This window comes from Pseudomonas sp. NFACC14, assembly GCF_900106885.1.
GTDB lineage: Bacteria > Pseudomonadota > Gammaproteobacteria > Pseudomonadales > Pseudomonadaceae > Aquipseudomonas > Aquipseudomonas fluorescens_AA.
This window is the reverse complement of the sequence record NZ_FNOA01000023.1, coordinates 38,890-61,347: the sequence shown is the minus strand read 5'-3', so window position 1 is coordinate 61,347 and position 22,458 is coordinate 38,890. Positions and strand designations below refer to the sequence as shown.

Annotated in this window: 21 protein-coding genes, 1 tRNA gene, 1 pseudogene and 1 riboswitch; of the genes and pseudogenes, 3 read left to right on the top strand and 20 right to left on the bottom strand. The window is 61.7% G+C overall.

The window, feature by feature from the left end; translation table 11 throughout:
• Positions 1-21: 21 nt before the first annotated feature.
• The 3 genes from BLU85_RS25175 to BLU85_RS25165 all read right to left on the bottom strand — a co-directional run bounded on the left by BLU85_RS25175 (position 22) and on the right by BLU85_RS25165 (position 1,612).
• On the bottom strand, positions 22-381 hold the full coding sequence (locus tag BLU85_RS25175) for a helix-turn-helix domain-containing protein (protein ID WP_092204408.1): 360 nt from the start codon (positions 379-381) through the stop codon (positions 22-24).
• A complete protein-coding gene (locus BLU85_RS25170) occupies positions 381-683 on the bottom strand; it encodes a type II toxin-antitoxin system HigB family toxin (protein WP_092204409.1) in 303 nt (100 codons plus the stop codon). The genes BLU85_RS25175 and BLU85_RS25170 overlap by 1 nt, the downstream gene beginning before the upstream one ends.
• A 299-nt stretch (positions 684-982) precedes the next feature.
• Positions 983-1,612, bottom strand: a complete 630-nt coding sequence (locus tag BLU85_RS25165; protein ID WP_092204410.1) for a LysE family translocator — start codon at positions 1,610-1,612, stop codon at positions 983-985.
• 144 nt (positions 1,613-1,756) lie between these two features.
• Between BLU85_RS25165 and BLU85_RS25160 the strand changes: the two genes are divergently transcribed.
• Entirely contained in the window at positions 1,757-2,233 is a 477-nt protein-coding gene (locus BLU85_RS25160; RefSeq protein WP_092148668.1) for an Lrp/AsnC family transcriptional regulator, read from the top strand.
• Positions 2,234-2,347: 114 nt separating this feature from the next.
• Here the strand turns inward: BLU85_RS25160 and BLU85_RS25155 are convergent, their stop codons facing one another.
• From BLU85_RS25155 to BLU85_RS25095, 13 genes and pseudogenes are all read right to left on the bottom strand, one after another.
• Positions 2,348-2,647, bottom strand: coding sequence for a DUF3077 domain-containing protein (locus tag BLU85_RS25155; RefSeq protein WP_092204411.1), 300 nt, complete (start codon positions 2,645-2,647; stop codon positions 2,348-2,350).
• 553 nt (positions 2,648-3,200) lie between these two features.
• A tRNA-Gly gene (locus BLU85_RS25150) sits at positions 3,201-3,274 on the bottom strand.
• Between the two features lie 162 nt (positions 3,275-3,436).
• Positions 3,437-4,321, bottom strand: coding sequence for an alpha/beta fold hydrolase (locus BLU85_RS25145; RefSeq protein WP_092204412.1), 885 nt, complete (start codon positions 4,319-4,321; stop codon positions 3,437-3,439).
• 310 nt (positions 4,322-4,631) lie between these two features.
• Positions 4,632-5,324, bottom strand: a complete 693-nt coding sequence (locus BLU85_RS25140) for a pseudouridine synthase (RefSeq protein ID WP_092204413.1) — start codon at positions 5,322-5,324, stop codon at positions 4,632-4,634.
• Between the two features lie 35 nt (positions 5,325-5,359).
• Positions 5,360-5,578 (bottom strand): cysteine-rich CWC family protein, encoded by a 219-nt coding sequence (locus tag BLU85_RS25135; protein WP_092204414.1) that lies wholly within the window; start codon positions 5,576-5,578, stop codon positions 5,360-5,362.
• A pseudogene (locus tag BLU85_RS25130) lies at positions 5,571-6,188 on the bottom strand (GGDEF domain-containing protein); the annotation flags it as partial. The pseudogene BLU85_RS25130 and the gene BLU85_RS25135, both read right to left, overlap by 8 nt.
• Before the next feature lie 344 nt (positions 6,189-6,532).
• Positions 6,533-8,311, bottom strand: a complete 1,779-nt coding sequence (gene atzF / locus BLU85_RS25125) for an allophanate hydrolase (RefSeq protein WP_092204416.1) — start codon at positions 8,309-8,311, stop codon at positions 6,533-6,535.
• 22 nt (positions 8,312-8,333) lie between these two features.
• Entirely contained in the window at positions 8,334-11,975 is a 3,642-nt protein-coding gene (gene uca, locus BLU85_RS25120) for an urea carboxylase (protein ID WP_092204417.1), read from the bottom strand.
• 286 nt (positions 11,976-12,261) lie between these two features.
• Positions 12,262-12,903, bottom strand: a complete 642-nt coding sequence (locus tag BLU85_RS25115; protein WP_092204418.1) for an urea amidolyase associated protein UAAP2 — start codon at positions 12,901-12,903, stop codon at positions 12,262-12,264.
• 11 nt (positions 12,904-12,914) lie between these two features.
• Positions 12,915-13,640, bottom strand: coding sequence for an urea amidolyase associated protein UAAP1 (locus tag BLU85_RS25110; RefSeq protein WP_060738779.1), 726 nt, complete (start codon positions 13,638-13,640; stop codon positions 12,915-12,917).
• 13 nt (positions 13,641-13,653) lie between these two features.
• Positions 13,654-14,442 (bottom strand): ABC transporter ATP-binding protein, encoded by a 789-nt coding sequence (locus BLU85_RS25105; RefSeq protein ID WP_092204419.1) that lies wholly within the window; start codon positions 14,440-14,442, stop codon positions 13,654-13,656.
• The gene (locus tag BLU85_RS25100; RefSeq protein WP_092204420.1) at positions 14,439-15,254 is read right to left on the bottom strand and encodes an ABC transporter permease; all 816 of its coding nucleotides are present in this window, start codon (positions 15,252-15,254) and stop codon (positions 14,439-14,441) included. The genes BLU85_RS25105 and BLU85_RS25100 overlap by 4 nt, the downstream gene beginning before the upstream one ends.
• 15 nt (positions 15,255-15,269) lie before the next feature.
• Positions 15,270-16,337, bottom strand: a complete 1,068-nt coding sequence (locus BLU85_RS25095; RefSeq protein WP_092204421.1) for a putative urea ABC transporter substrate-binding protein — start codon at positions 16,335-16,337, stop codon at positions 15,270-15,272.
• Between the two features lie 60 nt (positions 16,338-16,397).
• A riboswitch (guanidine-I (ykkC/yxkD leader) is annotated at positions 16,398-16,499 on the bottom strand.
• 304 nt (positions 16,500-16,803) lie between these two features.
• On the opposite strand from BLU85_RS25095, the gene BLU85_RS25090 reads away from it, so the two are divergent.
• Positions 16,804-17,193, top strand: a complete 390-nt coding sequence (locus BLU85_RS25090) for a hypothetical protein (protein ID WP_092204422.1) — start codon at positions 16,804-16,806, stop codon at positions 17,191-17,193.
• 178 nt (positions 17,194-17,371) lie between these two features.
• Here the strand turns inward: BLU85_RS25090 and BLU85_RS25085 are convergent, their stop codons facing one another.
• A complete protein-coding gene (locus tag BLU85_RS25085; RefSeq protein ID WP_092204423.1) occupies positions 17,372-18,484 on the bottom strand; it encodes an enoyl-CoA hydratase/isomerase family protein in 1,113 nt (370 codons plus the stop codon).
• Between the two features lie 132 nt (positions 18,485-18,616).
• Here BLU85_RS25085 and ung point away from each other — a divergent pair, with 132 nt between their 5' ends.
• On the top strand, positions 18,617-19,309 hold the full coding sequence (gene ung / locus BLU85_RS25080; protein WP_092204424.1) for a uracil-DNA glycosylase: 693 nt from the start codon (positions 18,617-18,619) through the stop codon (positions 19,307-19,309).
• A 109-nt stretch (positions 19,310-19,418) separates the two neighbouring features.
• Here ung and BLU85_RS25075 read toward each other — a convergent pair whose 3' ends face one another.
• The 3 genes from BLU85_RS25075 to BLU85_RS25065 are packed head-to-tail and all read right to left on the bottom strand — an operon-like array spanning position 19,419 to position 22,426.
• On the bottom strand, positions 19,419-20,456 hold the full coding sequence (locus tag BLU85_RS25075) for an AbrB family transcriptional regulator (protein WP_092204425.1): 1,038 nt from the start codon (positions 20,454-20,456) through the stop codon (positions 19,419-19,421).
• Complete coding sequence (locus BLU85_RS25070) at positions 20,449-21,963, bottom strand: tripartite tricarboxylate transporter permease (RefSeq protein WP_060738772.1); 1,515 nt, start codon at positions 21,961-21,963, stop codon at positions 20,449-20,451. Before BLU85_RS25070 ends, BLU85_RS25075 begins: the two co-directional genes overlap by 8 nt.
• A gap of 1 nt (position 21,964) precedes the next feature.
• Positions 21,965-22,426, bottom strand: coding sequence for a tripartite tricarboxylate transporter TctB family protein (locus BLU85_RS25065; RefSeq protein WP_092204426.1), 462 nt, complete (start codon positions 22,424-22,426; stop codon positions 21,965-21,967).
• Positions 22,427-22,458: the final 32 nt, after the last annotated feature.

Genomic DNA, 22,458 nt, shown 5'->3' with positions numbered 1-22,458 from the left:
ATTGGTCGATGCCGTCACGTATTAGGCAACGTCCGCCAAAAGGCTCTCGTAAGGGATTCGCAATCCATCGTGAAGGCGTTTAATCATCGCCAGACTCAGTTTGCGTTTGCGGTTCAGCACTTCAGATACACGCCCGCTCGAACCGAGGAACGGTTCCAAGTCGCGCGCGGTCAAGCCTTGCTGGTCCATCCGGAATTTGATGGCCTCAATTGGGTCGGAAGGCGGCATTGGGTAGTGCTCGTCCTCATATTTTTCGATTAGCAAGGCAAGGATTTCCAGCTCATCACCTTCAGCCGAACCGACGTCAGCACCCCAGAGTTGCTCGATGCGCGCAAAGGCTGCATTCAAGTCGTCTTGGCTGCGAATGGGTTTGATGTTCATCATACGGTCTCCGCATTAATTTGGTCGTACTGGGCATGGGTTCCGACGAACCGGACAAAACCGAGCTTGCGCTGATAGTCGATCGCCAGAATGATTCGGTATTTGTTACCGCCAATGTTGAATACAACCCTGCTGCTTTTGAGAATGCTGGCTGTTCCGAGTTCTGCCTTAATCTCTTGAGGCGTGTGATAGGTTGCTTTCTCCATGTGTCGATACCATTCAACCAGTGGAATCTGAGAGTCGGCATAAGCCGGATTACTTTCCCAAAATTCCCGCAAGGTACCTCTCGCAATAATCCGCACCCATTACCTCCCGTTTTGGGAGGAGTCTAATCTGAGCATCCCACCATTGCAAATGGTGCTTAATGGGAACGGAGTTGAGGGGGCTGAAAGGTCCGCTCGACCCCTAGCACCCCATGCTAGTGCGCTATTCCCGATGGTGAAGAAGTACATCAGAAGACGCCTGGTTCGATTTACTGACATTTGGAATGTGATGGCGACAGATGATGCCACTTGGCGAGGGAGCTTGCTCCCGCTGGGCTGCGTAGCAGCCCCCGGTTTGCTTCGCTCCAGATCCCGTCCGACCAGCTTATCCACAGGCACTAGGCCTGCTGCACAAACGTCAGTCGCACCGCAAACCCAATCAAAAGACTCCCAAACAACCACTGCTGCACGCGCTGGGCCGAAGGAGAGCGTTGAAGCCAGCGTCCAAGCGCGACACCTACCAGCGCGTAGGCGCTATCAAACAACAAGCCCACGCTGACCAACACCACACCCAGGGTCGCAAACTGCCCCAACACCGGTCCGCCCTGTGGATCGATGAACTGCGGCAACAACACCGAGCAAAACAGCAATGCCTTCGGGTTGAGCAGATTGGTTAGCAGCCCACGCCGAATCGCCTGATACCAACGCCGCTTTCCGACCTCGATACCGGCTCCTTCAAAACTCGGCAACAATGTGGTCCTCAGGCATTGAAAGCCGATCCATAACAGGTAGGCAGCCCCGGCCAGGCGCACCGCATCAAAGGTCCAGGGCGCGGTCTTGAACAATGCCGAGAGCCCCAATGCGGCCAGCGCGACATGACATCCTCGGGCGACGCCCAGGCCCACCGCCGTCGCCAGCGCCGCGCCCCTGCCCTGGCGGGCACCGGTTTGCAGCAGCAGAATCATGTCCGGCCCAGGCAGCACATACACCACCATCAAGGCCATCAGGAACAACCAGAGCTCTGCCATGCCACATCCCCTTCATCGACGATTCGGTCGTATCAGTCTAGGGCCGAGGGGCAGGGCAGGTGCTTGCGAAGTCAGCTTATAAAGCTTTGGAAATTGGCATAACCTGCCATGTAATCACGTCATTCCATCGGGAAATTCCAATTTATGAAACTGGATGCCTTCGACCGCAAAATCCTCGCCGCGCTGCAACGTGACGGTCGGCTGAGCAATGTGCAGCTGGCCGAAGAAATTGGCCTGTCCCCGTCACCCTGCCTGCGCCGCGTGCGAATGCTCGAAGACGCTGGTGTCATTCGCGGTTACCAAGCCATCCTGGACCGCGACGAAGTGGGCCTCGGGCTGACGATATTTGTCGGCGTGAAGGTCGAACGACACAACGACGAACAAGCCGAAGCGTTTCGCCAGGCAGTCACGGCGTTGCCGGAGGTGATCTCGGCGTTCCTGGTCTCAGGCGAATCGGATTTCCTGTTGCAAGTGGTGGTGCCGGATCTGCGGGCCTACGACCGATTCCTCACCGGGCGGCTGCTGAAGTTGCCGGGGGTGAGTGACATCCGCAGCAACTTCGCGATTCATACGGTGAAGACGCCGGGGGCGTTGCCGTTGGGGCATTTGCCTGGGGGCTGAGCAACGCAAGTAGGCAGCCAGGATACAAAAAGCCCCGCTGCGAAAAACGCCGGGACTTTTTGGTTTGTCGTTAGGTGGGAATCTTGCGGTTCCCATTCTCCACGTACGGTCTGTCTATTGTTTCTCGGCTTTTTTTCTAACTTCAACTTCCGATCTAGGCGTAATGACTTTCACAACGTCATCAATCACCGCCTTGCTCATCTCCAACAAAAGGTGCGCAGCCCAGGCATAGCGGTCGGTGCTCTTCTCAAACGCCGCGTCTTCGGCAAGCCGGTGAGCGAGATGCAAAAGATCCGACGCCCGTTCCAATGCCTCTTGGATGGGGACGCCGCCGTTGACACGGAACAGAGCTCGATCAGCGGAATAGTTGAAGGGGGTGTAGCCGATGGTTTTGAGCTCAGTGTTTTCGTTCATGGCCTGCCTCCGTTGATCGAGAAGCAGTAAATTCGAGGCCTGAGATTTGGCTGGTTTAAAAATGATCTGTTTTGCTGCGAGGTACGCATTGTCTAGCTCCCGTGAAGCGCGGTTGCATGACTCACGGGTTCCCAAGCCCGATCGCTGATTTGCAGCGACGTCTGGGGAGTAGCCATCGAAGGACAAGGGCGACAAGGCGAAAACTCGCCGAAAAGTAAGGTAAGCGCACCCCCTACACAGTTTTCGGATTTTGCCTACAAATCTCCCGGGGCCATGCGATATGTGGCGAGGGACTCATTTTTCTCATTACTATGTCCGAGGTTCGAAACCCGAAAATTGTTGGCTGAGATGCGTAAGCTTACGGCCGAAGAAACGAAGCTGGGGAAATGTGGGGGAATGGGAACGTATTTATTTTGGACGTAGACGGGAGCCATCTATCTACCCTCGGAGATCAGCTCACACTTCCAAAATATCAGCCATAAAAAAACCGGCCACCAAGAGCCGGTTTTTTATGCCCCGTCAAAAAACATACGACAGGGGACCAGAATTCGATTGGAGCGGGTGAAGGGAATCGAACCCTCGTTATCAGCTTGGGAAGCTGGAGTAATGCCATTATACGACACCCGCTCAGAGCGGCTGACTTTGTACCAGATGTGGCCGCGGATTTGAAGTTTTTCTTTACGTACGGCGAGGTCACTCGTCTACGCAAGGCTCAAACCAGAGCGGTCGTTCGCGGGCAAGCCCCGTCGCCAAAAGCGTAGGGCGGGGCTTGCTCGCGAGGACTCGGTTTCAGATAGCCAGTGCATGGTAGTCCTGCACGTAGTTGTAGCGCGGTCGGCTTTCGTGGTGTTCCGGTGTGAGGAAACCCAGCAAGGCGTTGCGGCTGTCACGGCAGGCGGCTTTGTGTTCCATGTCCAGGAAGTGCCCGGTGGCTTGCAGCGTGCTGAAGGTGCTGTGCTCGACGTGGTTGGCGAACAGCCTGGCGTCGACGGCCGAGGTGTATTCGTCCCATTCGCCGTTCAGGAACAGCACCGGTACGTTGATTTTCCTGGCCACGTTGACGTAGCACTGCTGGTCGCTGTGGAGCACGTCGGTGATGTGGAAGTGCATCTGCCCGTACTCATGTTCAGCCAGGCTGCTGACGTGGCGATGGTTGAAGCGCTTGAACAACGGCGGCAAGTGTTTGCCGATGGTGTTGTTGACCAAGTGCCCGACACGGTCGCCGTCCAGGCTGCTCAGGTAATCCACGCCGCGTTCCAGGTAGTCGCGCATCGGCGCGTTGAGCACCGGTGAGAACGAGCTGATCACCGCTTTTTCGATGCGCCTTGGTCGATGGGCCAGGGCGCTCAGCGTGGCGGCGCCGCCCCAGGAAAACGACAGCACGTGCTCGGCGGCGAAGTGGTCGATCAGCTCCAGGAGGATCTGCCCTTCGATCTCCTTCGTCAGCATTTTCTCGTGGCGATTGTGAGCCTTGGACTTGCCCGCGTAGGGCTGGTCGTACAGCACGACATTGAATTGCGGGTAGAGGTTTTTGGCGGTCTGTGCAAACGACGCAGTGGTGGCCATCGAGCCGTTGACCAGGATGATGGTCTTTTGTGCGGCGTCTGCGCGATAGAACTCCGTGTAAACCCGATACTGACCCTGTATATCCAGCACAGCGATTTCTGGCCTCATGTCATAAGACTCCTGGCAAGCGGGTATGCGCGCAATGAGATTGCACGGGCAATGTGACAGGTAGGCATACGCCTGGAAGATAAGGCCCATGTCGATCCAAGGAAGACGGTCGACGGGTGTTGTTATGGCGGGCAGTTTGCCGGACGGACAAGGCGGAACCTGAGGGTTCCCGCCGGCAAAAAGTTTCTTGGAAGTATGTGGTGACTCATCGGTCACATTTCGGCCGACGGTTTGATTCAAGCAGGGGCACGACCGTTGCGCAAGTACCTCTCGGAAAATTGTTCGACACTTCTGCCCGACGGTCATCGACTCAGATCAGGCTGACTTCCTCAGGCGTCAAGGCGCGGTACTGACCGGGCTCAAGGTTGGCGTCCAGCAGCAGTGGCCCCATGCATTCACGGTGCAGGCGCAGCACCTTGTTGTCGAAGTGGCCGAACATGCGTTTGACCTGGTGGTAGCGTCCTTCAACGATGCTCAAGCGCGCCGATTTTTCCCCCAGCAGCGTCAGTTCCGCCGGCTGGGTGGTGAGGTCTTCGAAGGCGAAATAAAGGCCTCTGGCGAAGGTGTCGGCGTATTCGGCGGTGATGGTTCGCTCGGTTTCGACGTAGTAGACCTTGGGCAGCTTGGTCTGCGGTTGGGTCAGGCGCCGCGACCAGCTGCCGTCATTGGTGATCAGCATCAGCCCGGTGGTGTTGAAATCCAGGCGCCCGGCGATGTGCAGGTCGTCCTTGTCCGGTTCGTCCAGCCAGTCGAGCACGGTGGGGTGATGCGGGTCGCGAGTGGCACTGACGCAGCCGGGCGGCTTGTGCAGCATGAAGTAGCGCGCCGGTCGGCCGGCTTGCAGCACTTCGTCGTCGACTTCGACGCGGCTGAACTCACGTACCGGTGCATGGGGATCGTTGACGGTCTGGCCGTCGATTCGCACCCGGCGCTCCACCAGCAACAGGCGCACTTGTTGGCGATTGAATCGCGGCAGATTGCTGAGGAAACGGTCGACGCGCATGGGCAGTTCAGGCAGGGCAGCGGAGGGTGGGCATCTTACGCGATCGTCTGGGGTTTGGCGCGCAACTGGGCTTCGACCTGGGCGCAGCGTGGGCACAGGCAGGACTGATCGCGCAGTTCGGCCGGCAATGCTTCAAGCACCGCCGGGTCGATGCTCACGCCATAACACCAGCAGGCCCGGTCGGCGGTTCGTGGGTCGGCCAGGGTGCAGTCGTTGGTGCCGCCGCAGGCCGGACAAAGGTCGGGTTTATTCATAACTGGAGTGAGGCATGTCCACGCAGGTTCGGTTGCGCCCGGTCTGCCGGGCGCGTTGCAACGCATGATCGGTCCGCGACAGCAAGCTGTGCAAGGTGTCTTCGTCCTGCAAGGTGGTGAGGCCGAGGCTGACGGTGACCAGCAATTGTTTACCACTGCAGAAATAGCGCTGCTTTTCGATGTGCTGACGAATTTTCTCCGCGATTTTCAGACCGGTCTGTCCGTCGGTGTCCTTGAGCAGGACGACAAAGGCTTCGGCGCTCCAGCGACAGACGATGTCCGAATGCCGCAGGCTCTCAGTCAGGCTGCGGGCGAACCCGGTCAACAGTTGATCGGTGGCGATATGACCGTGAGTGGTGTCCAGCCGCTTGAAGTCGTCCAGTTCCACCAGCAGCGCCGTCAAGGGTCTGGGTTCGCGCTGGGCTTCGTGCAGGGCTTGCACGGCCAGCAGGTCGAAGCCACGGCGGTTTGGCAATTCGGTCAGGCTGTCGAGGGTGGCCTGGGCGTCGATGCGTTGCTGGTAGTTGTTGATCAGCCGACAAAGAATGGCCAGGACCGCCAGCGTCACGAGCAGGCCGACCAACAGGTTCACGTACAGCGTCTTGAGAATGTGATCGCGTATCGAGGTATGGGCGGCGTAATAGCCCAACAATGAAATGATCAGGAAGCTTGTACCAAGCAACGCCACCACGACCAGCAGCGGCTTGCGCTGGGAATACAACGGCGAACGAAGCGACATGGCGATTCCCTTGGCTAGGACCCAATGGAGTCAGTTTAGTGGCCTTGTGGGAAAAGACAGTCGAATTTGCAGGTTTGCAAGATTGTGGCGAGGGGATTTATCCCCGTTGGGCCGCGAAGCGGCCCCAATGCATTCTGTCTGATACACCACGTTGACAGGTTTTGGGGCTGCTGCGCAGCCCAGCGGGGATAAATCCCCTCGCCACAGGGTACTGTTTACTCAAGGGTCGTTAGATAAGCCCGCCATCCCCCCAGATGGCTGATGTCCCGTGCGCCTTCCAGGCCATACGACTCACAGATGAATCCGCTTTCCCAGCGCCCATCGGCCAGTTGCACCTTGCCCAGTCCCAACGGTGCGGGAATGCCCGTCAGGAACGAGCCCAGTTCACTACTCGGCAGCTCCCAGACTTCGACCTCGATCGCCACGCCGCCTTCACGAACCCGAACCATGCCGGGACGCAAGGGTGGGCCGCCGGCCAACGCATGGAGGCGGTAGTCCGGCGAGCTTTGGGTAGCCTCGATCAGCCGGGCACCGCGTTGCTTGAGCTGCCAGTTCAGTGCCAACCCGTCCAGGTGTGCGCCGCACACGACCAGCCGCGCCCGGTCGTGGCGCGCCGGGTGGGCGGGCACGGGCAAGGTTTTGTCCTGTTGACGCTGCAAGGCATCGGCCAGGCCCAAGAGGTATTGATCGGTGAAGGCTCGGCCGAACAGCGTCACGCCCCAGGGCAAGCCGTTGGCCATGAACGCGCTGGGAACGGCGACGGCGGCGTAGTCCAGCAGGTTCATGAAATTGGTGTAGTAACCCAGTTCCGAGTTGCGTAGCACCGGTTCGGCGGTCAGTTCGGCGAGGGTCACTGGCCGGCCGATGGTCGGTGTGAGTACGCAGTCAAACGCGTCCATGGCCCGGTCGCATTGGGCTTTGAGCGCTTGCAAACGGTAACGGGCGCGGAAGGTTTGTACGCCATCTACCGTAGGCGCTTTCGCCAATACGGCACGGATGACGGGCAGCACGGCGTCGGGCTCGCGCTCCATCAATGGGCCGGCGACGCTGTAGCGTTCGGCCACCCACGGGCCTTCATAAAGCAGCCGTGCGGCCTCCAGGAACGGCGACAGGTCCAGTTCCACGGCTTCGCCGCCCAGACGTTCGAGTCGCTCGATGGCATCCAGAAACAGGTGCGGACCTTCAGGACAGCCGAAAAACGCCAGGTCCTGCTGGCGCGGCACACCGAAACGAAAGCGCCGAGGCGCGCCGAACGCAGAGCCATCGTTCCACTGCGGATTGTGGCGGCTGTAGTCGTCACGAGAGTCTGGACGGGCCGTCAGCGCCAATAATTGGCTGGCTTCCTTGGCCGTCGCCGTGAAGGTCGTGACGCAGTCCAGTGTGCGACAGGCCGGGACCACGCCCGCCGTGGAGATCAAGCCCAGGGTGGCTTTCAATCCCACCAGATTGTTCAGCGCGGCGGGCACCCGACCGGAGCCGGCGGTATCGGTGCCCAAGGCAAAACTCGCCACCCCCAGGGCCACGGCCAGCGACGAACCAGCGCTCGAACCACCGGCCGGATAGTCGGGCAACACGCTGTTGCGGCAGGCGCCGTAGGGCGAGCGGGTGCCATTGAGCCCGGTGGCGAATTGGTCGAGGTTGGTCTTGCCCAGGGGGATCGCGCCCAGTGCCAGCAATTGCTCGACGATGGTCGCCGAGCGTGGCGGCACGTAGGCAAACGCCGGGCAGGCTGCGGTGGTCGGAATGCCGGCCAGGTCGATGTTGTCTTTGATGGCAAAAGGTACGCCATACAGGGGCAAGCTTTCCAGGTCGCGGCCTTCCAACGTGGCCAGGTAGGGCTCCAGTTCCTCGACTGTCAGCAGGTGGATGAACAGGTGATAGTCCGGGTTCAGCGCCGCGGCTTTTTCCCGCAGGTCCAACAGCAATTTGCGAGGCGTCAGTTCGCCGCTGCGGTAGGCATTGCGCAGGTCGTCCAAGCGAAGCGAGAGGTTCATGGTGTTAATCCTTTGATTGAGTTCAGTCACGTTCCAGCACCACGACGCGCTGTCCGGCGCGCACCGCCGAACCGGCCTGGACGCGCACCTCGCGCACCACGCCGGCCGAGGGCGCAAGCACCGGGATTTCCATCTTCATCGACTCCAGGATGACCAGCACATCACCGGCGGCCACCCGCGTGCCAACGTCGACCTGCACTTGCCAGAGGTTGCCAGCGATGTGGCTGTCGACGCTCAGTTGACCTTCGGTCAGCAGCGAATCTTCGCTCGGCGCGGTGGTTGGTTCTTCACTGTCGAAGTGCGCCTGGCCGCTGGCGATCCAACGCTCGCGCTCGGCATCGAAGGCACCTTGTTGCTGTTGTCGGAACGCGGCGATGCTGTCGGCTTCCTGCACCAGGAAACGCTGGTAGTCGGCGAGGTTGAGCTGGCTGTGCTCGATCTTCAGGTCGAAGCGGCCCAGGGGGAATTCGCGGCGGATGTGCAGCAACTCATCGGCGCTGACCGGGTAGAAGCGGATCTGATCGAAGAACCGCAGCAACCAGGGCTTGCCGTCGAATGCGGCGACCTCCCGATAACGGTTCCACATCTGCAGCGTGCGCCCGACGAACTGATAGCCGCCCGGGCCTTCCATGCCGTACACGCACAGGTAGGCGCCGCCGATGCCCACCGAGTTTTCCGCGGTCCAGGTCCGGGCCGGGTTGTATTTGGTGGTCACCAGTCGATGGCGAGGGTCGAGCGGTGTGGCGACCGGTGCGCCGAGGTAGACGTCCCCCAGACCCATCACCAGGTAGCTGGCGTCAAACACCGTGCGTTGCACCGCGTCGAGGTTGGGCAGGTCGTTGATGCGTCGAATGAACTCCAGGTTGCTCGGGCACCAGGGCGCGTCCTTGCGCACTGTAGTCATGTATTTCTCGATGGCCAGCTGACAGGCCGGATCATCCCAGGACAGCGGCAGGTGAACGATGCGCGACGGCACTTGCAGGTCCTGGGCGGCACACACGGCGTCCCACTCACCGGCGACGATGCTCAGTAGAGCGGCCAGGGGCAGTTGTTCGGGTTGATAGTGCACCTGCAGCGAGCGAATGCCCGGCGTCAGGTCGATCACACCGTGCAATTGTTTGTGTTCCAAAGCCTGCATCAAGGCATGGGCACGAAAGCGCAGCACCAGGTCCAGTTCGGGGGCGCCGATTTCCAGCAGCAGGTGGGTGTCGCCGGCTAATCTCGCCACCAGATGGGTATCGTCCTGGCCGATATCCAATACCACAGGCGACACGATCCCCTGTGGGAGCGAGCTTGCTCGCGATAGCGGCGGGACATCCAGAATCGATGGAACTGACAGATCGCTATCGCGAGCAAGCTCGCTCCCACACTGATGCCATTTCAGGGCCAGTGAACGTGCGGTCGATATATCCACCGGCACAAACCGCACCTTGTCCCCGGCCTTGAGTTGCCCCAACTGCCAGAGATCCGCTTCGATCACCGTCACCGGGCAGACGAAACCGCCCAGGCTCGGGCCGTCGGGGCCGAGGATGACGGGCATGTCGCCGGTGAAGTCCACGGCGCCGATGGCGTAGGGGTTGTCATGGATGTTGGAAGGATGCAGCCCGGCCTCGCCACCGTCGGCGCGAACCCATTCAGGTTTCGGCCCGATCAGTCGGACGCCGGTGCGGCTGGAGTTGAAGTGCACTTCCCAGGCGGTGTCGAAGAACGTCTGGATGTAGCGTTCGGTAAAATATTCGGGCGCGCCGTGGGGGCCGTAGATCACACGGATCTGGCGCACGCTTGGCAATTCGAGGATCGGCGCGCTGGTTGGCGCCGGGGGCGTGTGATCATCCAGCGGCACCAGATGCAACACATCGCCGGTACACAACGCCCGTCCGCCATGGCCGCCGAACTGACCGAGGGTAAAGGTGCTTTTGCTGCCCAGGTAATCCGGCACTTGTACGCCACCTTGCAGGCACAGGTAGCTGCGTGCCCCGGCACCGGAAATATTGCCGATGGCGAGGGTGGCGCCGGCAGCGATCGACAACGGTGTGTTCATCGGTACGGCTTCACCGTCGAGCGTGAGGGCAATCACCGCACCGGTCACCGCCACCCGGGCATCGCAGTTGAAACGCAGCAGCGGCCCGTTCATGGTGATTTCCAATGCCGCCGCACCTTCTTCATTGCCCAGCAGGCGATTGCCCAGGCGTAACGAACGGCTGTCCATCGGTCCTGACGGCGGCACCCCCACCGCCCAGTAACCGAGGCGGCCGGGATAGTCCTGGACGCTGGTCTGGGTGCCGGGGCTGAGCACTTCAACGGTGTGGGCACGGTAGACCAACGCGTCCAGGCAGCGGGTCCAGGGCTGGCCGTTGGCAAACGGTGCATCGAGGAGAATCTGTTGCAGGTAGTCGCGATTGGTTTCGACGCCGTACAGCAGGCTTTCCTCCAGCGCTTGGTGCAAGCCCAGGCGGGACTGTTCGCGGGTTGGCGCCCAGCGAATGACCTTGGCGATCATCGGGTCGAAGTAGGGCGGGATCTGGCAACCGGCCTCGACCCAGGTGTCGATGCGCAACTGTTTGCCGTCGGCCTCGGGGAATTTCACGGCGGTCAAAAGCCCCGGGCTTGGCTGGAAATCCCGGCCTGGATCCTCGGCATACAAGCGGGCCTGGATCGCGTGGCCCTCGGCTTTTAAACCCACGCTCAACTCGTTCAGTGGCGGCAGGTCTCCGGCAGCCAGTTGCACCATCCAGCGCACCAGGTCCACGCCCCACACCTGTTCGGTGACACCGTGCTCCACTTGCAGGCGGGTGTTCACTTCCAGGAAATAGAAGCGCCCCGCATCGCTGTCAAAGACGAATTCCACAGTGCCGGCGCTGCGGTAGTTCACGGCCTGGGCCAGTTGGATCGCCGCTGCGCAGAGTGCGTCGGCCATGCCCTCGGGCAGATTGGGGGCCGGCGTTTCTTCGAGGACTTTCTGGTTGCGCCGTTGCACCGAGCAGTCGCGTACGCCCAGGGCGATCACCTGGCCCTGGCCATCGCCGAACACCTGCACTTCCAGATGCCGCGCGCGTTCGATGTACTTTTCGATGAATACCCCGGCGTCGCTGAAGTTGTTCTGGCCCAGGCGTTTGACCGCTTCGAAGGATTCGCTCAGCTCGGCGGCGCTGCGACACACGCGCATGCCGATTCCGCCGCCGCCGGCCGTGCTTTTGAGCATCACCGGATAACCGATCCGGGTGCCGGCCAACAGTGCGGCGTCGAGGCTGTCGAGCAGTTCGGTGCCTTCGAGCAGGGGCACGCCGTGTTGCCGCGCCAGGTCGCGGGCGGTGTGCTTGAGACCGAACACGCGCAGTTGTTGTGGCGTCGGACCAATGAAGGCGACACCGGCCGCTTCGCAGGCTTCGGCGAAGGCTGCGTTTTCCGAGAGAAAACCGTAGCCGGGATGAATCGCCGTCGCGCCGCTGCTTTTGGCAATCGCCAGGAGCTTGTCCACCGCCAGATACGTATTGGCCGCCGCGCCTTCGCCCAGGCAGTGGGCTTCGTCGGCCTGCAGGATATGCAGGCTGGCGGCGTCGGCTTGGGAATACACCGCGACGCCCTGGACCTTCAGTTCGCCCAGGGTCCGCAGGATGCGGCAAGCGATGGCGCCACGGTTGGCGATGAGGATTTTTTCGAACATGGCATTGCCCCCTCAGGCTTGCGTGCTGCCTGAACTGGGATGCGGGCCGTCCCGCAGTTGTCGATGGCCACCGGGGTCGTCCCAGGTGGCAAACCTCCAAACATCACTGCGCCCCTTGTGGGAGCGAGCTTGCTCGCGATTGCGGTCTGTCAGTCACATTGATGCTGGATGTACCACCGCTATCGCGAGCAAGCTCGCTCCCACAGGGGATCAGGGCGTTATTTGATGCATTGCCCCGATCGGCTCTGGCACAGCGTGAACAGCCAGCGACGCAGGCGGGTGAGTTTCAGTTCCATATCAAAAGCTCCGCTGGCGTGGGGTTGTAGGCGTTGCACGGGTTATTCAGTTGCGGGCAGTTGGAGATCAGCACGATCACGTCCATCTCGGCCCGCAGGTCGACGTATTTGCCTGGCGCCGAGATCCCGTCTTCGAAGGTCAGCCCGCCGTCGGCGGTGACCGGCACGTTCATGAAGAAGTTGATGTTCGGCCCGATATCGCCCTTGCCCAGGCGACCATCGTGGGCGCAGGCCCGCAGGTAGTTGTCACGGCAGCTGTGCATGTAGCGTTTTTCCAGGGCGTAGCGCACGGTGTTGCTTTCCTGGGCGCAGGCGCCGCCGAGGGTATCGTGGCGTCCACAGGTGTCTTCGACGATGGTCAGCATCGGGTGGCCGAGGTTCGAATAGAGCACGCTGCCGGTGCTCAAATAAACGCTGTTTTGCCGGCGCAGGGTGCGCTGTACGTCGTAGCGTTCCTTGGAGTTGGCCAGGCTGTAGAACAGCGTATCGACGGCCTGGTTGCCTTCCAGGTCGAGGATGCGCAGGGTCTGGCCGGCCTTGACCTCCACCAGCCAGGGTTCCCCGGCGGGAATCGTGGCACGGTAGACGGCGGTATCGGGTTGCTTGTGTGCGGTGGCGATGGCGAGTGACATGGCAGCGATCCTCAGGCGAACAGGCGGTCGGTGTTGATGAAGCCGCGCTGGTTTTCCGGGCGCGAAAGGCGGCAGTGCTCGGCGACGCTGGCGTCGGCGTTCATCCAGCTGAGCTTGATCGGTTGCGGGGCGTATTGCGGGTTGGGGTCCATCGGGTGTTGCAGCGCGGTCAGCACCACCAGGGTATCCATCGGCGCGTACAGCTCGATGTAGTCGCCGGTCAGGGAATTGCCCTCGACGAAGTGAAAGTTTCCCGCCTCATCGACATCGACCCGGCTGAACAGGTTGAGGGTCATCAGCAGGTCGGACAGGCCCAGGCCCCATTTGCCCAGTTCCACCAACAGGTTGTCGGTGCCGTTGCGAAAGAAACCGTTGCGCAGTTCCTGGTAGCGGCCCTGACCGTATTTTTGCGCGACTTCCTCGGCGCAGAGCACGCCGCCCAGGCTGTCGCTCCAGCCGCAGGTGTCGGCGGTGATGGCCGCCAGCACCCGGCCCATGTCCGAGTAGAGGCAGTGGCCGGCGGTGAGTTTGGCGGTGTGTTGGCATTTGAGGCTGTCGGGCAGGTTCAGGCGTTCGGTTTTCTCGTTGGCATTGAGTAGCGTCAGGCTCACGTTGGCCCCGCCGCGCAGATCGGTCAGGCGCAGCAGCTGGCCGCGCTTGAGCACGAACGAACGGTGGCCGCCGCCGGGCAGCAGTTCTTCGGCGAAGGGGGTAAACAAGCGGGTCGAGTCGGGCATGGAAAAACTCCTTTCAAGCGATACGCAAGGTGCCGGCCAGTTCGGCGGGCAGGGCGTCGACGGCGGCACGGGCGGTGCGGCGGTCGCTGTTCAATGGAATGTCGTAGGTGATGCGTGCGCCATAGGCGCCAGGGGCGTGGGGATCGACACGGACTTTGTCGAACACCAGCAGGCGCGTGCCGAGGCTGAAGCCTTCGGACAGGTCATGGGTGACCATGAACACCGTCAGGCGGGTTTCGCGCCACAGCTCCAGCAACAAGGCATGCATGTCCTTGCGAATGCCCGGGTCGAGGGCACCGAAGGGTTCGTCCAGCAGCAGGACCCGCGGCTTCATGATCAGTGCCTGGGCGATGGCCAGTCGCTGCTGCATGCCCCCGGACAGTTGCGTCGGGTATTTATCCTGCCCATGGCCGAGTCCGACCTTGTCCAGCAAGTGTGCGGCTTCTTCCCGGGCCTGACGCTTGGCACTGCCGAACAGACGGCCCAGCAGCGGCGAGCGCGGCAACTCCAGGCCCAGGGCGACGTTGTCCAGCACGCTCAGGTGCGGGAACACCGAATAGCGTTGGAACACCACGCCCCGGCTGGCATCCGGCTCGCCGGCCAAGGGCTCGCCATCCAGGAGAATCTGTCCGCGACTGGCACGTTCCTGGCCCAGCAGCAAGCGCAGGAAGGTCGACTTGCCGCAACCCGACGCCCCCACCAAGGTGCAGAACTCACCCTCGGCGACACTCAGGTTCAAGCGTTCGAGCACGACTTGGTCGCCGTACTGTTGCCAGACATTGTTCACGTTAATGAAACTCATGCCTTCGTCCCCTCATACCAGGGGAACGCTTGCCGGGTCAGGCGCTTGAGGCCCCAATCCATCAGCCAGGCGAGCAAGGTGATCCACACCACGTACGGCAAGATCACGTCCATCGCCAGGTAGCGCCGCACGAGGAAAATCCGATAGCCCAGCCCATCGGTGGAGGCGATGGCTTCGGCGGCGATCAGAAACAGCCAGGCCGAACCGAGCATCAGTCGCAGGGAAATCAACAGGCGCGGCAGCAGTTGCGGCAGCACTACCCGCAGCATCAGGGTCCAGGTCGAAGCACCGAGGGTCTGGGCCTTGATCAGCAGCTCGGTGGGAATTTCCCGGGCGCGCTGTTCCAGGTCCCGGGCCAGGCACGGTGTGATGCCAATCACGATCAGCATCACTTTCGACAACTCTCCCAGGCCGAAGACGATGAACAGGATCGGCAGGATAGCCAGCGGCGGCACCATCGACACCACGGTGAGCAGCGGCGATAACGGCGCGCCCAATAGCGGCAACGTGCCGGCGGCAATGCCCAGGCACAGCCCGGCCAGGGCACTGATGCCCAGGCCGATGACCAACCGGCGCAGGCTTGAGGCGGTGTCTTGCCAGAGCAGGTATTCGCCGCTGCGGGCATCAGCGGTGAAGGCCAGGCGCTTGACCGCATCGGCCATTTGCACGGCGCTGGGCAGCAGTTTGTCGTTGGGGTTGTCCGTCAACCGTTCGGCCGAGCCCATGAAGTAGGCGAACAACACCAGCGCGAAGGGCAGGATCACCAGCAACAAGCGGCTGGGACGATCCGGGTAGCGGTTGATCAGGCGCATGCCAGGTCCTCCAGTTTACAGCTTGGCGTCGGCGGCCAGCTGTACGTAGGTCGGGTCGAAACGCAGCTTGAGGTTGGCCTTGTCGCCGCGGGTCACGCCATTGGCGAATGCCATGCCGACCGCGTTCGTGTCCTTGGCGCCTTCGCCCAGCAAGCCGTGCTGGAACGAGAATTCGGCGACTTTGCCCATGGTGGCGGGCAGTTGTTCGCTGGTGGCGAAACCGAGGGCTTCTTTGGGCGTGGCGAACAGCTTGGTGGTGTCCAGTTGCGCCTGGAAACCTTTGAGGTCGGTGCCCGAGGCTTTGGCCATGTGTTCCAACGCGGCCTGGCTGGCTGCGTTTTTCGCATTCATCAGCGCCACCACTTCAAACCAGGCGCCGGTCAACGCTTTGCCCAGGGCCGGGTTGTCCTGCAGGGTCTGGGTGTTGACCACCATCATGTCCATGATCTCGCCGGGAACCTGGCTGGAATTGAACACTTCGCTCACGCCTGGCTGGGCCTTGATGTCCGAAAGCATCGGGTTCCAGGTGGTGACGGCCTTGACCTGATCGGTGTTGAACGCGGCGGAGATGTCGGCGTCGGAGGTGTTGACGACTTTCAGGTCTTTCTCGGCGAGGCCCACGGAATCCAGGGCGCGGGCCAGCAGGTAATGGGACACCGACAGTTCCACCAGGTTGACGTCCATGCCCTTGAGGTCGGCCACTTTCTTGCCTTCGCCCTTGAGGACGATGCCGTCGTTGCCGTTGGAGAAATCGCTGACGATCAGCGCGGTGCTGTCCACGCCACCGGCGGCGGGAATGGTCAGGGCGTCCATGTTGGTCATGGTGCAGCCGTCGAACTGACCGGCGGTGTACTGGTTGATGGATTCGACGTAATCGTTGAGCTGCACGACGTCGATCTTGATGCCGTATTTTTTCGCCCATTTGTCGACGATGCCCTGGCTGCCGGCGTATTCCCAGGGCATCCAGCCGGCGTAAATGGTCCAGCAGACGCTGAAGTGGTCTTTTTGTGCGGCGGCGGATGAAAAGCTCACGAGGGCCGAGAGGGCGGCGAGGAGCAGGGCGGACAGACGAAGCTTGAGCATGGTGGTTCTCCAGTTGATCAAGGGCGGACAGGAGCAACGCGGCACCGCGAACGGTGGCTTGTCTCCCGGGCTTTTGTCCCGCCGTGTAACCTCAACTGGAGGTCGCCAACTCTCGGACCAGCCACTCGCCAGAAGCGAGCCGGAACCCTAGTCAGCCATTGCAAATTGTGGTGCCGCGAACCTGTGATGACTCCTGCACGGAGTTTGTTAAAGCGAGAGCCGTGCCAATTCCGGCAAAGGCCCGGGCCAGAGAGGGCAGGTGTTGAAGAAGGAGGATCGAGGGCGGATTTGTGCTTGCTTGTGGTGCTCTCGCGCACCGGAAGAGGGCGACGAGGGACATGTTTCTAGTTGTTGCCAGGTCGCACCAGATTCCGATTTTGCTGTCTGAATATGCGTCAGTCACACAAAGTTGACTGCCGCCCATCAGCGTCGCTGATGTGGCCCATCCGCGGTCCAGGAGGCCGCCATGTATCGACGACTGCTCCTCATTGCGTTTCTCGGTTTGACTCTTTCGGCCTGCGTGCCTTATTACGACGGAGACTCGAGCTACTACCGTTCCGAGGTCTACACCTCACCGGCGCCGGTCTATTACGGTGGCGGGAGTTATTATTCGGCGCCGCGTGGCTATTACGCCCCGCGGTATTACCAACCGGCGCCGCGCTATTACTCGGCACCGCGTTACTACCAACAAGGCCCGCGCTACTACTCGCCACCGCGAGCGGCGTACCGGTCTTATCCGAATCGGGGCGGCTGGGATGGCCGTGACCGGGGCGGTTGGAATGACGACCGAGGCGGTCGAGGCGGACGTGATCATCGGGGACGCGGTGATCATGACGGAAGGGGCGGTCACCGCTGATCCCGGGGCAACAGAAAGCGGCGCATTGAGCGCCGCTTTTTTTGTGCCTGCCATAAACCCGATGGGATAACTCTTGTGGGAGCGAGCTTGCTCGCGATGGCGTCGGGTCAGCCAGCATTGATGTGTCTGACATGCCGCCATCGCGAGCAAGCTCGCTCCCACAGGGGGGGCTGGCTCGTTACTCGTTGGACAAATCCGCCAACGGATGCCGCCCTTCCCATGTCTTGTGAAAGTGCGCCTCGACCGCCGCTTCGGGCACGTGATTGATGTCCGGCCAGTGCCAGCGTGGCTTGTGGTCCTTGTCGATCAATCGCGCCCGCACGCCCTCGCTGAATTCCGGATGACGGCAGCAGTTGAGGCTCAAGGTGTATTCCATCCGGAACACACCGGCCAGGGACAAATGCCGAGCCCGGGCGATCTGCTCCCAGACCAGATGAGCGGTCAACGGCGAGCCTTCGGCCATGGTCTTGGCGGCCCGGGCGATCAGTGGATCAGGGTGGTCCACCAACAGGCTGAGGGCTTTCCAGGCGCAGCGCACATCGCTGACATCCAGCCACTCGTCGATTTTCGGCCGCCGCGGCAGCCATTGGGCTTCGGGCAGTTGGGCGGCAGCTTCCTGCTGCAAGGCCTTGAGCAGGCTGTTGAGTTGCATCTCGGTCTGCTCTTGCCAGTTGAGTTGCAGCAGGCCTTCGATCAGGTCGTCCTGTTGTTCATCCAGCAAGAAGCGGTCGGCCAGGCCCAGGTCGATGGCGTCCCGGGCATTCATGTGGGCGCCGGTCAGGCCGAGAAACAGCCCGAGCTTGCCGGGCAAGCGTGACAAGAACCAACTGGCGCCGACATCCGGGTACAGGCCGATGCTGATTTCCGGCATGGCCAGGCGGCTGCTTGGCGTGACGATGCGGGTACTGGCGCCTTGCAGCAGCCCCATGCCACCGCCCAGTACATAGCCGTGGCCCCAGCACAGCAAGGGTTTGGGGTAGGTGTGCAGGTTGAAGTCCAAGCGGTATTCCGCCGCGAAGAATTGTGCCGCCAACGGCGGTACTTCGCCGGGATGTGCGCGGCAGGCCTCCACCAGGCTGCGCACCTCACCGCCGGCGCAGAAGGCCTTGGCGCCATTGCCACGCAACAGCACACAAACGACCTGCGGTTCCCGAGCCCAGGCATCGAGGCGATCACGCAAGGCGTTGATCATCGGCAGGGACAGGGCGTTCAGGGATTTTTCGGCATCCAGGGTGGCGATGCCGATGCGGGCACCGTCGATACCAGTGAGCTCTTCGAAGTGCAGATTCATCGTGACCTCGATCAGAAATTTGAATGTTCAGTATGACCGCTATGTAGGAAAGTGCCGGTTCTGCGTCAGATCAATTGACAAGCCCTGTAGGCTTTCCTAGGGTGCGGCCATTGTTTTTTACCGGATGCAACCATGACTGCCGACGACCGTATCAAACTCGAACCGAGCTGGAAGCAGGCCCTGCGTGCCGAGTTCGACCAGCCCTACATGGCGGAGTTGCGTGAGTTCCTACGCAGTGAATACGCCGCTGGCAAGGAGATCTATCCGCCGGCTTCGCTGATTTTCAACGCCCTCAATTCCACGCCGCTGGATAAGGTCAAGGTGGTGATTCTCGGCCAGGACCCTTACCACGGTCCAGGCCAGGCCCATGGCTTGTGCTTCTCGGTTCAGCCGGGCGTGCCGACACCGCCGTCCCTGGTGAACATCTACAAGGAATTGAAGCGCGACCTGAACATCGACATCCCGAATCACGGCTACCTGCAAAGCTGGGCCGACCAGGGCGTGTTGCTACTCAACACGACCCTGACCGTGGAGCGCGCCAATGCCAACGCCCACGCCAAAAAAGGCTGGCAGCACTTTACCGACAGGATCATTGAAGTCGTCAGTGAACACCAGCCGCACTTGGTGTTCCTGTTGTGGGGCGCCCATGCCCAGAGCAAGCAGAGGCTGATCGATGCGACCAAGCATTTGGTGCTGACTTCGGTCCACCCGTCGCCGCTGTCGGCCCACCGAGGTTTCATCGGCTGCGGGCATTTCAGCCGGACCAACAAGTTTCTCCAGCAGCATGGCGAGACGCCGATCGATTGGCGGTTGCCGCCGCTTTAAGTGGTCGGCAGTCAGGGCCCCATCGCGAGCGAGCTCGCTCCCACAGGTTCAGGGCAACACGAATCCCCTGTGGGAGCGAGCTTGCTCGCGATGAAGGCGTCGCGGATGATCAGGCCGAACTCGACTGGCGCATCCAATACCTGAACAACGGCTCCGCCAGAAACAGCACGAACAGCAACCGCATCACCTGCAACGCCGTCACCAATGGCACCGACAGTTGCAGCGTCTCCGCCGTCAGGCTCATTTCCGCGATGCCGCCGGGCATCATGCCCAGCGTCAACGAACGCAGATCCAGATGGGTCAAGGTGCTCAAGCCTAGGGCTGCAAGCGTGGCGATCAGCATCGTCAATACCGTGCCAACCAACGTGCGGCCCATGAACGACGGTGCCCGACGAAAGAACTGCCGGTTGAAATGACAACCCAACCCGCTGCCGATCAGCCACTGGCCGATCTGGCTGGCGCCGTTGGGCAGGCCGATGTGCAGGTCCCAACCGACGCTCACCGCCGCGCTCACCAGCAACGGCCCGAACAACCAGGGATTGGGTTGGCGCAAGCGCTCCCAGACCCAGGCGAGCAGGGCGCCCGCCGGAAACAGGAGCGCCAGCCACAGCCAGTCCACTGTCGTGGCATGTTGCACCGGAGCACCTTCGCCCAACAGGTACTTGAAGGCCGCCGGCACGCACAGCACCACCACCAGCACCCGCAAGCTCTGGCCCGCGGCGACACGGCTGAGGTCCGCGCCGTTGCGGGCACCGAGGTTGACCATTTCGCCGGAACCGCCGGGCATGCTCGAGAAAAACGCGGTAGCACGGTCCTCGCCGGTGCGACGCATCAGCCAGACACTTACCACGCTGGACACGCTGGTGATCAGCGCGCCGAAAAAGATCAGGCCGAAGTGGCTCAGGACCTGTTCCATCACCACCGGGGTGAAGTGCAGGCCGATGCCGATGCCCACCACCCATTGGCCGCATTTGCGGCCGCCGGGGATTTCCGCCAATTGCCACGGCGTCAGGCAGCGCACCAGGATGATCGCCAGCAACGAGCCGACCATCCAGGGCAAAGGCCAGCCGATCAGGCTGGCCAGGTAACCGCCGGCCAGGCCGACCAGCGGTGTTCCCCACCATTGTTTGAAAGTCGCTTCAGACATTGGCCAGGGCGCGACGTTGTGCGGCGCGGCGACGCCAGATCCGCAGCAATGGCATGAACAGCATGATCGCCGTCAGGATCCAGCAGCCGAAGGTGATCGGGCTCGACCAGAGGATTTCCAGCGCACCGTTGGAGATCGACAGCGCACGCCGCAGGTTCTGCTCCATCAGGCCGCCGAGAATGAAGCCCAGCAGGACCGGCGACAGCGGGAAATCCAGTTTGCGCAGGATGTAGCCGAAGATACCAATGCCGATCATCAGGAACAGGTCGAACGTCGTGGCATGTACTGCGTAGACGCCGATGCCGGTGATGATCGCGATGACCGGTACCAATGCCCAGTTCGGCACGGCCAGGATACGGGTGAAGATGCGGATCATCGGGATGTTGAGGATCACCAGCATGATGTTGGCGACGAACAACGAGGCGATCAGGCCCCAGACGATGTCCGGCTGTTGCTGGAACAGCAGCGGACCGGGCGTGATGTTGTACAGCGACAGTGCGCCGATCATCACCGCCGTGGTGCCCGAGCCAGGCACACCGAGGGTCAGCATCGGCACCAGCGCGCCGCAGGCTGCGCCGCCAATGGCGGTTTCCGGAGCAGCGAGGCCGCGTTTGTCACCCTGGCCGAACTTGCCACTGGCACCGGCGATGCGCTTCTCGGTCATGTAGGCCACGGCACTGGCCAGGGTCGCCCCTGCACCGGGCAACACGCCCATGATGAAGCCGAGCACGCCGCAACGCAGGTTCACGACGAAGACCGACGCCGCTTCCTTGAAGTTGAACATCATCCGCCCGGTGGCTTCCACCGCTTCCTGGCCGCGATGGGTTTTCTCCAGCAGCAACAGGATTTCACTGATGGAGAACAAACCCAGCACCAGCACGACGAATTGAATGCCGTCGGTCAGGTGGATGTTGTCACCGGTGAAGCGGTAGACGCCGCTGTTGGCATCGATCCCGACACTGGACAGGAACAGCCCGATCAGCGCCGCAATGAACGTCTTGAGCGGTCGGTCGCCGGCCATGCCGCCCAGGCAGACAATGGCGAACACCATCAGGACGAAATATTCCGCCGGTCCGAAGGCAATCGCCCATTTGGCCAGCAACGGCGCGAACAGCACCATCCCGCAGGTGGCGATGAACGCGCCGATGAACGAACTCCAGGCCGACAGCGACAACGCCACCCCGGCCAGGCCTTGGCGAGCCATCGGGTAGCCGTCGAGGGTGGTCATCACGGTGGAGGCTTCACCGGGAATGTTGAGCAGGATCGAGCTGATGCGCCCGCCGTATTCGCAACCCAGGTACACCGCCGCCAGCAGGATCAACGCCGACTCCGGCGGCAGCCCCAGTGCGAAGGCGATCGGGATCAGCAGCGCCACGCCGTTGATCGGGCCCAGGCCCGGCAGCAGCCCGACCACCGTGCCGATCAGCGTACCGGTCAACGCGGTGACGAGGTTGTAGGGGGTCAGTGCAACGCCAAAACCCTGGCCGAGATAATTCAGGGTATCCATATCAATTCTCCAGGACGTCGAGCAGGCCCAGGGGCAGCGGCACGTCCATCAGCTTGTCGAACAACAGATAAAGACCGATGGCCATCAGGCTGATGATCACCACGCTCGGCACCCAGCGCCCGCCATACAGGCGCGCCATCGGCACGCCGATCAGGATGCTGGCGACAATGAAGCCCAGGGGTTCGAAGGTCCCGGCGAATACCAGCAGCAGCGCCACACAGATGCCGATCTTCTGCAGGGTTTCACGGTCCAGCTGCGGGTCTTCGTCGCTGTGCACGATGGGGGTCGGACGAAACAGCATGTACAGCAGCGCCAGGCCCATCAGCCCCAGCATCAGCAGGGGAAAGGCGCGCGGGCCGACTGGTTCGTAGGAAAAGGCGGCCTGATACGGCCAGGCCATCAGCGCGAAGCCGATGCAAACCAGCAGCAGCACCGCGGCAAAAATACGTTGGATGGTGAGCATGACTAACTCCTGGGCGGCGCCGGTGATGCCAG